Annotated in this window: 12 protein-coding genes and 2 tRNA genes; 13 read left to right on the top strand and 1 reads right to left on the bottom strand. The window is 56.4% G+C overall.

From position 1 onward, the window contains the following. Positions 1 to 6 precede the first annotated feature (6 nt). From glmM to ACP7E4_RS24415, 13 genes are all read left to right on the top strand, one after another. Positions 7 to 1,347 carry a phosphoglucosamine mutase gene (gene glmM, locus ACP7E4_RS24475; RefSeq protein WP_426118046.1) on the top strand — a complete coding sequence of 447 codons (1,341 nt, stop codon included), beginning with the start codon at positions 7 to 9 and terminating at the stop codon, positions 1,345 to 1,347. A 66-nt stretch (positions 1,348 to 1,413) separates the two neighbouring features. After that, complete coding sequence (gene tpiA / locus ACP7E4_RS24470; protein ID WP_426118045.1) at positions 1,414 to 2,169, top strand: triose-phosphate isomerase; 756 nt, start codon at positions 1,414 to 1,416, stop codon at positions 2,167 to 2,169. Positions 2,170 to 2,173: 4 nt separating this feature from the next. Further along, positions 2,174 to 2,554 (top strand): preprotein translocase subunit SecG, encoded by a 381-nt coding sequence (secG, locus tag ACP7E4_RS24465; protein ID WP_065836085.1) that lies wholly within the window; start codon positions 2,174 to 2,176, stop codon positions 2,552 to 2,554. A 43-nt stretch (positions 2,555 to 2,597) separates the two neighbouring features. Continuing rightward, positions 2,598 to 2,683, top strand: a tRNA-Leu gene (locus tag ACP7E4_RS24460). Between the two features lie 95 nt (positions 2,684 to 2,778). Next, positions 2,779 to 2,855, top strand: a tRNA-Met gene (locus tag ACP7E4_RS24455). Positions 2,856 to 2,985: 130 nt separating this feature from the next. Then, positions 2,986 to 3,444 carry a ribosome maturation factor RimP gene (gene rimP, locus ACP7E4_RS24450; RefSeq protein ID WP_426118044.1) on the top strand — a complete coding sequence of 153 codons (459 nt, stop codon included), beginning with the start codon at positions 2,986 to 2,988 and terminating at the stop codon, positions 3,442 to 3,444. Between the two features lie 59 nt (positions 3,445 to 3,503). Beyond that, on the top strand, positions 3,504 to 4,985 hold the full coding sequence (gene nusA / locus ACP7E4_RS24445; protein ID WP_020293198.1) for a transcription termination factor NusA: 1,482 nt from the start codon (positions 3,504 to 3,506) through the stop codon (positions 4,983 to 4,985). A 27-nt stretch (positions 4,986 to 5,012) separates the two neighbouring features. Next, positions 5,013 to 7,544 (top strand): translation initiation factor IF-2, encoded by a 2,532-nt coding sequence (gene infB, locus ACP7E4_RS24440; protein ID WP_426118043.1) that lies wholly within the window; start codon positions 5,013 to 5,015, stop codon positions 7,542 to 7,544. Between the two features lie 160 nt (positions 7,545 to 7,704). Then, positions 7,705 to 8,118 (top strand): 30S ribosome-binding factor RbfA, encoded by a 414-nt coding sequence (gene rbfA, locus ACP7E4_RS24435; RefSeq protein WP_426118042.1) that lies wholly within the window; start codon positions 7,705 to 7,707, stop codon positions 8,116 to 8,118. 3 nt (positions 8,119 to 8,121) lie between these two features. After that, positions 8,122 to 9,039: a tRNA pseudouridine(55) synthase TruB gene (truB, locus tag ACP7E4_RS24430; RefSeq protein WP_426118041.1), complete on the top strand. Its 918-nt coding sequence runs from the start codon at positions 8,122 to 8,124 to the stop codon at positions 9,037 to 9,039. Positions 9,040 to 9,190: 151 nt separating this feature from the next. Then, positions 9,191 to 9,460 (top strand): 30S ribosomal protein S15, encoded by a 270-nt coding sequence (gene rpsO / locus ACP7E4_RS24425; protein ID WP_002555121.1) that lies wholly within the window; start codon positions 9,191 to 9,193, stop codon positions 9,458 to 9,460. 173 nt (positions 9,461 to 9,633) lie between these two features. Then, positions 9,634 to 11,739 carry a polyribonucleotide nucleotidyltransferase gene (gene pnp, locus ACP7E4_RS24420; RefSeq protein ID WP_426118040.1) on the top strand — a complete coding sequence of 702 codons (2,106 nt, stop codon included), beginning with the start codon at positions 9,634 to 9,636 and terminating at the stop codon, positions 11,737 to 11,739. 290 nt (positions 11,740 to 12,029) lie between these two features. Continuing rightward, positions 12,030 to 12,383, top strand: a complete 354-nt coding sequence (locus ACP7E4_RS24415) for a BON domain-containing protein (protein WP_426118039.1) — start codon at positions 12,030 to 12,032, stop codon at positions 12,381 to 12,383. A gap of 251 nt (positions 12,384 to 12,634) precedes the next feature. Here ACP7E4_RS24415 and ACP7E4_RS24410 read toward each other — a convergent pair whose 3' ends face one another. Then, entirely contained in the window at positions 12,635 to 12,928 is a 294-nt protein-coding gene (locus tag ACP7E4_RS24410) for a DUF2845 domain-containing protein (protein WP_426118073.1), read from the bottom strand. Positions 12,929 to 12,936 lie beyond the last annotated feature (8 nt).

Below are 12,936 nucleotides of genomic sequence, written 5' to 3'. Positions count from 1 at the left end.
GCAGCGATGACTACCAAGAAATACTTTGGAACAGACGGCATTCGTGGCCGCGTAGGGCAGTTTCCAATTACTCCGGATTTTATGCTGCGACTGGGTTGGGCTGCGGGTATGGCGTTTCGCCGCCTTGGCGCCTGTCGAATCCTGGTTGGTAAAGACACAAGAATTTCCGGCTACATGTTTGAGTCGGCTCTGGAAGCAGGTCTTTCGGCTGCGGGCGCAGACGTCATGCTGCTCGGGCCAATGCCTACGCCAGCGATCGCCTATCTGACGCGCACCTTTCACGCCGAAGCGGGTATCGTGATCAGCGCCTCGCACAATCCGCATTACGACAACGGCATCAAGTTCTTCTCCGGGCAAGGCACCAAGCTGCCTGACGAGATCGAGATGATGATCGAAGAATTGCTGGATACGCCCATGACCGTTGTCGAGTCGGAAAAGCTCGGCAAGGTGTCGCGTATCAATGATGCTGCGGGTCGCTACATTGAATTTTGCAAAAGCAGCGTACCTTCGAGTACAGATTTTGCCGGGCTCAAGCTGGTCATCGATTGTGCCCACGGCGCGACCTACAAGGTTGCGCCCAACGTGTTTCGCGAGCTGGGCGCTCAGGTAACCGTTCTGTCGGCACAGCCTGATGGACTGAATATCAACAAGGATTGCGGTTCTACCCATATGGGCGCGCTTCAGGCTGCGGTCCTCGCTGAGCATGCTGACCTGGGCATCGGTTTTGACGGCGACGGCGACCGTGTCCTGATGGTCGATCACACGGGTGCCATCGTCGATGGTGATGATCTGCTGTTCATCATTGCCCGTGATCTTCACGAGCGCGGTCGCCTTCAGGGCGGCGTGGTCGGCACCCTGATGAGTAATCTGGGGCTTGAGTTGGCCCTGGGCGAGCTGAACATTCCGTTCGTGCGGGCGAACGTTGGCGATCGTTATGTGATTGCTGAGCTGCAAGAGCGTAACTGGCAAGTGGGTGGTGAAAACTCCGGCCATATCGTCTGCTTCCAGCACACGACTACCGGCGATGCGATTATCGCTGCTTTGCAAGTGCTTCTGGCGCTGCGTCGCAGCAACCAGAGTCTGGCAGAGGCTCGTCAGGCATTGCGCAAATGCCCGCAAGTGCTGGTCAACGTTCGCTTTGCAGGCGGCGTGGATCCGGTCGAGCATCCGGCGGTCAAGCAGGCTTGCCAGCGCGTAACTGACGCAATGGCTGGTCGCGGTCGCGTGCTGCTGCGCAAGTCTGGCACTGAGCCACTGGTTCGCGTGATGGTGGAAGGTGAGGATGAAGCTCAGGTTCGTGCCTATGCCGACGAGCTTGCAAAGCTGGTTGCAGAAGTTTGCGCCTGATTTCGGCTTGCCAGTGTTGAAACTGTTGGGTAACATCTGCGCCCACTTTGACCGACGAGGTACAGCATGCGTCGCCCTATGGTAGCTGGTAACTGGAAGATGCACGGTACCCGCGCCAGCGTCGCTGAGCTGATCGAGGGCCTTGCTGCACAGGCTCTCCCTGGCGGTGTTGATGTCGCGGTATTTCCGTCGAGTCTGCACATCAATCTGGTGATTGATGGTTTGCAAGGCAAGTCGATTCCTGTTGGTGCGCAAAACTGCGCCCATGAAGCAGGGCAGGGTGCGTTGACCGGTGAAGTATCGCCGAGTCAGCTGGCTGATGCAGGTTGCAGTCTGGTCCTTGTAGGGCATTCGGAGCGTCGCCAGATTATGGGCGAAAGCAATGAGGTTCTGATTCGCAAGTTCGCTGCGGCTCAGGCAAGTGGCCTTACGCCCGTGCTGTGTATTGGCGAAACCCGCGAAGAGCGCGAAGCTGGCGAAACGCTTGCCGTTGTCGGGCAGCAACTCGGCAGTATCATCGAAGCGCTGGGTATTGAAGCTCTGGTCAATGCGGTAATTGCTTACGAGCCGGTCTGGGCCATTGGCACCGGGCTGACTGCTTCGCCTCAACAGGCGCAGGATGTGCACGCCGCTATTCGTGCGCAACTGGCGAAAGAGAATGCTGAGGTCGCACAAGGCGTGCGACTTCTTTATGGCGGCAGCGTGAAGGCGGCCAATGCGGTCGAACTGTTCAGCATGCCGGATATCGATGGGGGGCTCATTGGTGGAGCGTCCCTGAATGCAGATGAGTTCGGTGCGATCTGTCGCGCCGCGGGAAACTGAAAAAATGCTGGAAACAGTCGTAGTCGTTTTTCATCTGTTGGGCGCTCTGGGCGTTGTCGCCCTGGTATTGCTGCAGCAGGGTAAAGGTGCGGACGCAGGCGCGTCATTCGGAGCAGGTGCATCAAATACTGTATTCGGAAGCCAAGGTTCCTCTACCTTTCTTAGTAAGTTTACTGCTATACTCGCCGCAGCTTTTTTCATAACCAGCTTGGGGTTAGGTTACTTTGCTAAAGAGAAAGCTCAACAGCTGACTCAAGTAGGTTTGCCAGATCCAGCGGTAATGGAAGTGAAGCAAAAACCGGCAGCAGATGATGTTCCGGTTCTCGAAGGGCAAAAGCCAGCAGTTGTTCCGGCTGACATACCTCAAGCCCCAGAGAAGAAGTAAGGTTTCAACAGGCAGTGATTTTTGAGGCTGTCAAAGATGTATTGCCGAGGTGGTGGAATTGGTAGACACGCAACCTTGAGGTGGTTGTGCCCAATGGGTGTAGGGGTTCGAGTCCCCTTCTCGGTACCAATTATCAGGGCAGCCCGCATTAGCGGGCTTTCTTGTAGGTGGATGTTCGATTGACCCTGTAAGGGATCAGCCGTATACTTCCGCCCCAGCTTTGTCGCGGGGTGGAGCAGTCTGGTAGCTCGTCGGGCTCATAACCCGAAGGTCGTTGGTTCAAATCCAGCCCCCGCAACCAGTTTTAGCGGAGCCCCTTTTTAGGGGCTTTTTGTTAGCTGGACAGTTTATGACGCCGCTTTCGACGGCGTTTTCATGGATGGGCTTTTCGCCCATTTTTTTATTTTTAAAGCATGCACGAGGGGGTTCAGGTGTCGAGCAAGCTAGAACAGTTGCAGGCCTTGTTGGTCCCGGTGGTCGAGGCTCTTGGCTATCAATGCTGGGGAATAGAATACGTCTCCCAGGGCCGACATTCACTGCTGCGCATTTATATTGATAAAGAAGACGGTGTGCTGGTGGAAGACTGCGCAATAGTCAGTCGCCAACTCAGCGGTGTTCTGGATGTCGAAGATCCGATCAGTGCTGAATACACGCTTGAGGTGTCTTCTCCTGGCATGGATCGCCCGCTGTTCACGCTTGAACAGTTTGCTTTGCACGCCGGACAACAAGTGAAGATAAAGCTGCGTTCACCCTTCGATGGTCGACGCAACTTTCAGGGCCTTCTCCGCGGGGTGGAGGAACAGGATGTCGTGGTGCATGTAGAAGACCATGAGTATCTGTTGCCGATCGATCTGATCGACAAGGCCAACATTATTCCCACGTTTGACTGAGACGTGCCAGATACTGCGGATCCCGCGGATCCAATGGCTTGCGAAAGGCGAGGCGTACGATGAGCAAAGAAGTACTGCTGGTTGTTGAGTCGGTGTCCAATGAAAAGGGCGTTCCGGCAGGAGTGATTTTCGAAGCACTGGAGCTGGCTCTTGCCACTGCTACCAAGAAGCGCTTTGAAGATGAAGTTGAACTGCGTGTAGAGATCAATCGTCAGACGGGTGGCTACGAGACTTTTCGTCGCTGGACAGTGGTCGAAGACGAAGATCTTGACGACCCGGCATACGAATTGGCTGTCGACCAGGCGCAAGCCAAAAAGCCTGGTGCCGTCGCGGGCGATCTGATTGAAGAGAAGATCGATTCCATCGAATTCGGTCGCATCGCAGCTCAGACCGCGAAGCAAGTCATTGTGCAGAAGGTCCGTGAGGCTGAGCGTGCTCAGGTCGTCGACGCTTATCGTGAGCGTTTGGGCGAAATCATTTCCGGTACTGTTAAAAAAGTGACGCGTGACAATGTCATCGTTGATCTTGGCAACAATGCTGAAGCCTTGCTGGCACGTGAAGACATCATTTCGCGGGAGACTTTCCGCGTAGGTGTTCGCGTTCGGGCATTGCTCAAAGAAATACGCACTGAAAACCGTGGCCCTCAGCTGATCCTGTCGCGTACTGCGCCAGAGATGCTGATCGAGCTTTTCCGGATTGAAGTTCCGGAAATCGCCGAAGGTCTCATCGAGGTGATGGCTGCCTCTCGTGACCCGGGTTCGCGTGCAAAAATCGCTGTTCGCTCCAAGGACAAACGAATCGATCCGCAAGGCGCCTGCATCGGCATGCGTGGTTCGCGCGTTCAGGCTGTTTCTGGCGAATTGGGCGGCGAGCGAGTGGATATTGTCCTTTGGGACGATAACCCGGCGCAGTTCGTCATCAACGCGATGTCCCCGGCTGAAGTCGCGGCAATCATCGTTGATGAAGATGCCCATGCAATGGACATCGCCGTTGGCGCGGACAACCTGGCGCAGGCCATTGGTCGCGGTGGTCAAAACGTTCGTCTGGCAAGTCAGTTGACTGGCTGGACCCTGAACGTGATGACCGAATCGGACATCCAGGCTAAGCAGCAAGCAGAGACCGGCGACATTCTGCGCAACTTCATCGAAGAGCTGGAAGTCGACGAAGATCTCGCGCAGGTACTGGTTGATGAAGGCTTCACCAGCCTGGAAGAGATTGCCTATGTACCGGTGGAGGAGATGCTCAACATCGACGGCTTTGACGAAGATACCGTCAACGAGCTTCGCGCTCGGGCCAAGGATCGTTTGTTGACCAAAGCCATCGCTACTGAGGAAAAGCTGGCAGACGCCCATCCGGCCGAAGACCTGCTCTCGCTTGAGGGTATGGACAAGGATTTGGCGATGGAACTGGCGGTGCGCGGCGTTGTTACCCGCGAAGACCTGGCCGAGCAGTCTATTGACGACCTGCTCGACATCGACGGCATTGACGATATTCGTGCCGGCAAGTTGATCATGGCCGCCCGAGCCCATTGGTTCGAGTAAGTAGGCGCGGCCTGAGGAGAGAAGTGCATGACGCAAGTCACGGTGAAAGAACTGGCCAAAGTGGTCGACACACCGGTAGAGCGCCTGTTACAGCAGATGCGTGAGGCAGGTCTGCCGCACACCGCCGCCGAGCAAGTTGTGACCGATAACGAGAAGCAAGCCCTGTTGACGCATTTGAAAAGCGGTCACAAGGCTAAAGTGGAAGAGCCGCGCAAGATCACTTTGCAGCGCAAAACCACGAGCACCCTGCGCGTTGCTGGCAGCAAGAGCATCAGCGTTGAGGTTCGCAAGAAGAAAGTATTCGTTCAGCGCAGCCCGGAAGAAATCGAAGCCGAGCGCAAACGCGAAATGGACGAACGCCGCGCAGTAGAAAATGCTGCTCGTCAAAAAGCTGAAGAAGAATCCAGGCGCCGCGTCGAAGAAGACGCACGCAACCAGCCTGCCGGGGCTGCTACAGCCAACGATGCTGTTGCAGCGCCGACGGCTCCAGCTCCGGTTGCCGAGCCTGCGCCACAAGCGCCGGTTGTTTCTGCCGCGCCTGCTCCGGCACCTGCTGCCGATGCGCGCAAGCGTGACGAACAGCGTCGTCCGGACAAACCACGCAGCGACGACAGAAATGCTCGTGGCGGCGACGGCGATCGCAAGAACGCTCCGCATCGCGCCTCTGTTAAAGAGAAAGCGCCAACGCCACGTGTTGCGCCACGTACTACCGACGAAGAAAGCGACAGCTTCCGTCGCGGTGGTCGCGGCAAGGCCAAGCTGAAAAAACGCAACGCCCACGGTTTCCAGAGCCCAACCGGCCCTGTCGTGCGTGAAGTGAAGATCGGCGAGACCATCACTGTTGGCGATCTCGCCCAGCAGATGTCGGTCAAGGCTGCTGAAATCATCAAGTTCATGTTCAAGCTGGGCACTCCAGCCACCATCAACCAGGTACTGGATCAGGAAACTGCCCAACTGGTTGCTGAAGAACTGGGCCACAAAGTGACCCTGGTCAGCGACAACGCCCTGGAAGATTCCCTGGCCGAGTCCCTGAAGTTCGAAGGCGAGTCGTTCTCCCGTGCGCCGGTTGTGACCGTAATGGGCCACGTCGACCATGGTAAGACTTCCCTGCTCGACTATATCCGTCGTGCCAAGGTAGCTGCAGGCGAAGCCGGCGGCATCACCCAGCACATTGGTGCCTACCACGTTGAAACCGAACGCGGCATGGTCACCTTCCTCGACACCCCGGGTCACGCTGCGTTTACCGCAATGCGTGCTCGTGGTGCCAAGGCAACGGATATCGTGATCCTGGTCGTTGCAGCGGACGACGGCGTGATGCCGCAGACCATTGAAGCTGTTCAGCATGCCAAGGCAGCTGGCGTTCCACTGGTTGTTGCAGTGAACAAGATTGACAAGCCGGGCGCTGATCTCGATCGCATCCGTAGCGAGTTGTCGGTTCACGGCGTTACTTCTGAAGAGTGGGGCGGTGATACGCCGTTCGTTTCGGTTTCCGCGAAAGTGGGTACTGGTGTAGACGACCTGCTGGAAGCTGTTCTGCTGCAAGCTGAAGTCCTGGAACTCAAGGCAACGCCTTCGGCTCCTGGCCGTGGTGTTGTAGTCGAGTCCCGTCTGGACAAGGGCCGTGGTCCTGTTGCGACTGTTCTGGTTCAGGACGGTACGTTGCGTCAGGGCGACATGGTTCTGGTTGGTTCGAACTTCGGTCGTATCCGTGCGATGCTCGACGAGAACGGCAAGTCAATCAAGGAAGCAGGTCCATCGATTCCGGTCGAAATCCTGGGTCTTGATGGCACGCCGGACGCTGGCGACGAGATGAGCGTAATGACTGACGAGAAGAAAGCGCGAGAAGTCGCGATGTTCCGTCAGGGCAAGTTCCGCGAAGTCAAACTGGCCCGTGCTCACGCCGGCAAGCTTGAAAATATCTTCGAGAACATGGGTCAGGAAGAGAAGAAGACGCTTAACATCGTCCTCAAATCCGATGTCCGTGGCTCGCTGGAAGCATTGCAGGGCGCCTTGGGCGGCCTGGGTAACGATGAAGTGCAAGTGCGCGTAGTCGGTGGCGGTGTCGGTGGTATCACCGAGAGCGACGCCAACCTGGCACTGGCCTCCAACGCTGTTCTGTTCGGCTTCAACGTGCGTGCCGATGCTGGTGCGCGCAAGATCGTCGAGCAGGAAGGTCTGGATATGCGTTACTACAACGTGATCTACGACATCATCGAAGACGTCAAGAAAGCCCTCACCGGTATGCTTGGCAGCGACGTTCGGGAAAATATCCTGGGTATCGCCGAAGTGCGTGACGTGTTCCGTTCTCCGAAATTCGGCGCAATCGCCGGTTGTATGGTTCTTGAAGGTGTTGTTCACCGTAACCGTCCAATCCGTGTTCTGCGTGAAGACATCGTTATCTTTGAAGGCGAGCTGGAATCCCTGCGCCGCTTCAAAGACGACGCTGCCGAAGTTCGTGCCGGCATGGAATGCGGTATTGGCGTCAAGAGCTACAACGACGTCAAGGTCGGTGACAAGATCGAAGTCTTCGAGAAGGTCCAAGTGGCTCGCAGCCTCTAAGTCGCGAGCTATCGGAGCCATGACAGGTCGCCGCATGCAAATGCCCCGCGTCCTGTCATGGGCTCTAAACGCAACGCCCGGTCCGACATCCGTCAGGCCGGGCGTTTGCCGCTTTCAGACCGCAAGGGTTTAGTCCCCGGTCAGTATCAGGTAGCAAAACATGGCAAAAGAATATAGCCGTACCCAACGCATTGGCGATCAGATGCAGCGCGAGCTGGCCCAGCTGATCCGCCGCGAAGTCAAAGACCCGCGCGTAGGTCTGGTCACCATTACTGCTGTTGATGTCAGCCGTGATGTGGGTCACGCGAAGATTTTCATGACCGTGATGGGTCAGGACAGTGCTGAAGAAATTGCCCAGACCATCAAGGTGCTCAATTCCGCCGCAGGTTTCCTGCGCATGCAATTGGCCCGCGAAATGAAGCTGCGCAGCGTTCCTCAGTTGCACTTCCACTACGACGAAAGCGTCGTGCGTGGCGCGCACCTCTCGGCGTTGATCGAGCGCGCAGTGGCTGAAGACGGTCAGCATCCGGAAAGCGCGGCGCAGAACGCGAAGCCAGAAAGCACCGAGGAATAAAGAGTGGCTCAGGTCAAGCGTATACGCCGGAACGTCAGCGGGATCATCCTGCTCGACAAACCACTGGGCTTCACTTCCAACGCGGCCTTGCAGAAAGTGCGCTGGTTGCTCAATGCCGAAAAGGCCGGGCACACCGGCAGTCTCGATCCCTTGGCCACGGGTGTACTGCCTTTGTGCTTTGGCGAGGCTACCAAGTTCTCGCAATACCTGCTCGATTCGGACAAGTCCTACGAGACGGTGATGCAACTGGGCAAGACAACGACGACGGCTGACGCCGAAGGCGAAGTTTTGCAGACGCGTCCGGTGACCGTTGGTCGTGCAGATATCGAAGCCGTTTTACCTGCTTTTCGTGGGCAAATCAGTCAGATACCGCCGATGTACTCAGCGCTCAAGCGTGATGGCCAGCCCCTTTACAAACTGGCCCGGGCGGGGGAAGTAGTGGAGCGCGAGGCGCGTTCTGTTACTATTGCGCGCCTGGAATTGCTGGAAAGCGAAGGCGAGACTGCACGCTTGTCGGTGGACTGCACCAAGGGCACCTATATCCGCACACTGGTTGAAGATATTGGTGAAAAACTCGGGTGTGGCGCCTACGTCGCGCAGCTGCGTCGTACACAAGCCGGACCTTTCAGCCTGGCCCAGACGGTCACCCTGGAAGAGTTGGAGCAAGTGCACGCCGACGGCGGCAATGAAGCGGTTGATCGCTTCCTGATGCCATCGGACAGCGGTCTGCAACACTGGCCGCTGCTGCAATTCTCGGAGCACAGTTCGTTTTACTGGTTGCATGGTCAACCAGTAAGAGCACCGGACGCGCCGCAGTTCGGCATGGTTCGGGTACAAGATCACGAAGGTCGCTTCATCGGCATCGGTGAAGTGAGCGAAGACGGGCGGATCGCGCCACGTCGATTGATTCGGTCAGAATGACCGAACCCGGTGAAGCGGGGTTTCCTGCTTCAACGGTATGAGGATGGCTGTTAACAGGCATGGTCAGTCCTCACTTTTTAATACGAGAGTTTGCTCTCGGCCTGTTGAAACCGCATCTCTGGTACGGTTTCCTGATAAAAGGATTGCCCACATGGCACTCAGCGTTGAAGAAAAAGCTCAGATCGTAACCGACTACCAGCAAGCTGTTGGTGATACTGGTTCGCCAGAAGTGCAAGTTGCACTGCTGACCGCCAACATCAACAAACTGCAAGGCCACTTCAAGGCCAACGGTAAGGACCACCACTCGCGTCGTGGTCTGATCCGTATGGTAAACCAGCGTCGCAAGCTGCTGGATTACCTGAAAGGTAAGGACGTTAGCCGTTACAGCGCCCTGATCGGTCGTCTGGGTCTGCGTCGCTAATAACGACTCGGATAGAGGTTGGTTGTCTGTCGTGGGCTCGCCGGTTGTTTCGGTGAGTCGGGCAGGCTCCCAGCCTCTAGTTGCATCTGGACTGTCGTGGGGCCGATTCCCCGCACTGCCCAAGAATTCGCAAGAAACCAGTTCCCCAAGAGCCACAGATAAGGTAGGAAACCGTGAACCCGGTAATCAAGACATTTCAATTCGGTCAATCGACCGTAACCCTCGAGACAGGCCGTATCGCCCGTCAAGCTTCCGGCGCAGTATTGGTCACCGTTGACGACGACGTCAGCGTATTAGTGACTGTGGTCGGCGCCAAGACAGCTGACCCAAGCAAAGGCTTCTTCCCACTTTCCGTGCACTATCAGGAAAAAACCTACGCTGCCGGCAAGATTCCTGGTGGTTTCTTCAAGCGTGAAGGCCGTCCTTCCGAGAAAGAAACCCTCACTTCGCGTTTGATCGACCGTCCGATCCGCCCGTTGTTTCCAGAAGGCTTCATGAACGAAGTGCAGGTTGTCTGCACCGTTCTGTCCACCAGCAAAAAGACTGATCCAGACGTCGCTGCCATGATCGGCACCTCGGCGGCACTGGCTATTTCCGGTATCCCGTTCGACGGCCCTATCGGCGCGGCGCGCGTTGCTTTTCACGAAAGCACCGGCTACCTGCTGAACCCGACTTACGAGCAACTCAAGGCTTCGAGCCTGGACATGGTCGTTGCCGGTACTTCCGAAGCCGTGCTGATGGTTGAGTCCGAAGCCAAAGAGCTGACCGAAGACCAGATGCTGGGCGCCGTACTGTTTGCTCACGACGAGTTCCAGGTCGTGATCAACGCTGTCAAAGAGCTCGCCGCTGAAGCCGCCAAGCCAACGTGGGACTGGCAGCCGAAGCCTGAAGCCACCGCTCTGCTGGGCGCTATCCGTAGCGAGTTCGGCGAAGCGATTTCCCAGGCTTACACCATCACCATCAAGCACGAGCGTTATGCCCGTCTGGGTGAGCTGAAAGACCAGATCGTTGCCAAACTGTCCGGTGAAGAAGGCCAGCCGACTTCCAGCGAAGTCAAAGCTGCCTTCGGCGAAATCGAATACCGCACCGTGCGCGAGAACATCGTTAACGGTAAGCCACGTATCGACGGTCGCGACACGCGCACTGTACGTCCGCTGAACATCGAAGTCGGCGTTCTGCCAAAGACCCACGGTTCGGCCTTGTTCACCCGTGGCGAAACCCAGGCGCTGGTTGTTGCAACACTGGGTACTGCCCGTGATGCACAACTGCTCGACACCCTGGAAGGCGAGAAAAAAGACCCGTTCATGCTGCACTACAACTTCCCTCCGTTCTCGGTAGGTGAGTGTGGTCGCATGGGCGGCGCTGGTCGTCGTGAAATCGGTCACGGCCGTCTGGCTCGTCGTTCGGTTCAAGCGATGCTGCCTGCCGCTGACGTGTTCCCGTACACCATCCGTGTTGTATCGGAAATCACCGAGTCCAACGGTTCCAGCTCCATGGCTTCGGTCTGCGGTGCTTCCCTGGCACTGATGGACGCTGGTGTGCCGATGAAGGCGCCGGTTGCCGGTATCGCCATGGGTCTGGTTAAAGAAGGCGAGAAGTTCGCCATCCTGACCGACATCCTCGGTGACGAAGATCACCTGGGCGACATGGACTTCAAGGTAGCCGGTACCGCCAAAGGTGTTACCGCGCTGCAGATGGACATCAAGATCAAAGGCATCACCGAAGAAATCATGGAAATCGCTCTGGGCCAAGCCCTGGAAGCGCGCCTGAATATCCTCGGCCAGATGAACCAGATCATTGGTCAGTCGCGTACCGAGCTGTCGGAAAATGCTCCGACCATGATCGCGATGAAAATCGACACCGACAAAATCCGTGACGTTATCGGTAAAGGCGGCGCGACCATCCGTGCGATCTGTGAAGAGACCAAGGCTTCGATCGACATCGAAGACGACGGCTCGATCAAGATCTTTGGCGAAACCAAGGAAGCCGCTGAGGCAGCACGTCAGCGCGTTCTGGGTATCACCGCAGAAGCGGAAATCGGCAAGATCTACGTCGGCAAGGTTGAGCGCATCGTCGATTTCGGCGCATTCGTCAACATCCTGCCTGGCAAAGACGGCCTGGTGCACATCTCCATGCTGAGCGACGCTCGCGTAGAGAAAGTGACCGACGTGTTGCAGGAAGGTCAGGAAGTCGAAGTGTTGGTACTGGACGTGGACAACCGCGGCCGTATCAAGCTGTCGATCAAAGACGTTGCAGCAGCAAAAGTATCGGGCGTCTAATCTGCGGATTAGCTGAACGATGAGAAAAGGACCCTTCGGGGTCCTTTTTTTATGAGCGCAATTAAAGACTTAGATGATTCGTGTCGGCGAACGTCGGAAACATGCAACTTGCACGTGCCCAGAATGACGAACGGGCAATCTGCACGATTCGACGAAATCATGAATTTTATAACTGACTGATTTATATAGGTTTTATTGTTGATTGAGGGTTGGCACAGCGATTGCGATATATACCGTAACCCTGCTGCCACTTGCTGGCGCAGATTTAGAGAAAAACAGGAGTTACTCGTATGAAGAAGTTTGCTATCGCTGCTGCTACCGCCACTGCCCTGACTCTGACCATGGCAAACGCTGCTTTCGCACAGACCTCGACTCAAGCTCCGATGGTCCTGGCAGCCAACACCACGACTCAAGAAGTCAAAGAAGACACTTCTGATACCTGGATCACCACCAAAGTCAAAGCAGACCTGCTGACTGAAAAAGGCATCCCGGGTTCGGACATCAAGGTTGAAACCAACAAAGGCGTGGTTTCCCTGTCCTCCATGGTTAAAGTGACCGAAGCCCAGAAAGCTACCGCTGTCGCGATCACCAAGAAAATCAAAGGCGTCAAAGACGTCTCCGCTGCCGGCCTGAAAGCTGAGTAAGTGGAAGAATATGCGCTGAACATTTATACAAGCAGCCTTCGCCCGCAAGGGCGAATGACTGACTGATTGAAGGTTCATGCGAAGACCACAAGGATGTGGTCATTAAAGGCCCCGGCGTTTACGTCGGGGCTTTTTCTATTGTGGGCGGCGAAAGCTTGTGGGAGCAAGCTTGCTTGCGAAGGCGGTGTGATAGCCGAAAAGGGTGGTGCAGTTATTATTCGCGAGTAAGCTCGCTCCCACCAAATCGCTTTTCACCGCTGCCGCTGACTCTCAATTCGCACCAGCCGGCCACCTTCAAAGCGCAAATACTGATACATGCCGTTGTCGGGGCCGTAGATCCATTCTTCGACCCGCACCTCTTCAGATTTGCGGTACGTGCTGTTGAAGGTTTCCTTGCTGCCGATGACATCCTGGCTCACCGGTATTCCGCACTTCTGCTGGACGTCGAATGCCCGGTCGCCGACGCTGATCAGCTGGCTACCGCAACGCAGCGTCGAAGCCTGCGCAGCACAGGTCAGCGACAGCAGGCCCGCGCTGAGTAACAGGCGTACTG

Origin of the sequence: Pseudomonas sp. DSP3-2-3, from assembly GCF_049898225.1 — a bacterium.
Classification (GTDB): Bacteria; Pseudomonadota; Gammaproteobacteria; order Pseudomonadales; family Pseudomonadaceae; genus Aquipseudomonas.
The sequence above is the reverse complement of the archived record's forward strand: the minus strand, read 5'-3'. Positions and strand labels throughout refer to the sequence as shown.

Excerpts from the sequence above, each read along its gene's own strand:
- glmM (WP_426118046.1), top strand. The coding sequence starts at position 7 with ATGACTACCAAGAAATACTTTGGAACAGACGGCATTCGTGGCCGCGTA.
- tpiA (WP_426118045.1), top strand. The coding sequence starts at position 1,414 with ATGCGTCGCCCTATGGTAGCTGGTAACTGGAAGATGCACGGTACCCGC.
- secG (WP_065836085.1), top strand. The coding sequence starts at position 2,174 with ATGCTGGAAACAGTCGTAGTCGTTTTTCATCTGTTGGGCGCTCTGGGC.
- nusA (WP_020293198.1), top strand. The coding sequence starts at position 3,504 with ATGAGCAAAGAAGTACTGCTGGTTGTTGAGTCGGTGTCCAATGAAAAG.
- infB (WP_426118043.1), top strand. The coding sequence starts at position 5,013 with ATGACGCAAGTCACGGTGAAAGAACTGGCCAAAGTGGTCGACACACCG.
- rbfA (WP_426118042.1), top strand. The coding sequence starts at position 7,705 with ATGGCAAAAGAATATAGCCGTACCCAACGCATTGGCGATCAGATGCAG.
- rpsO (WP_002555121.1), top strand. The coding sequence starts at position 9,191 with ATGGCACTCAGCGTTGAAGAAAAAGCTCAGATCGTAACCGACTACCAG.
- ACP7E4_RS24415 (WP_426118039.1), top strand. The coding sequence starts at position 12,030 with ATGAAGAAGTTTGCTATCGCTGCTGCTACCGCCACTGCCCTGACTCTG.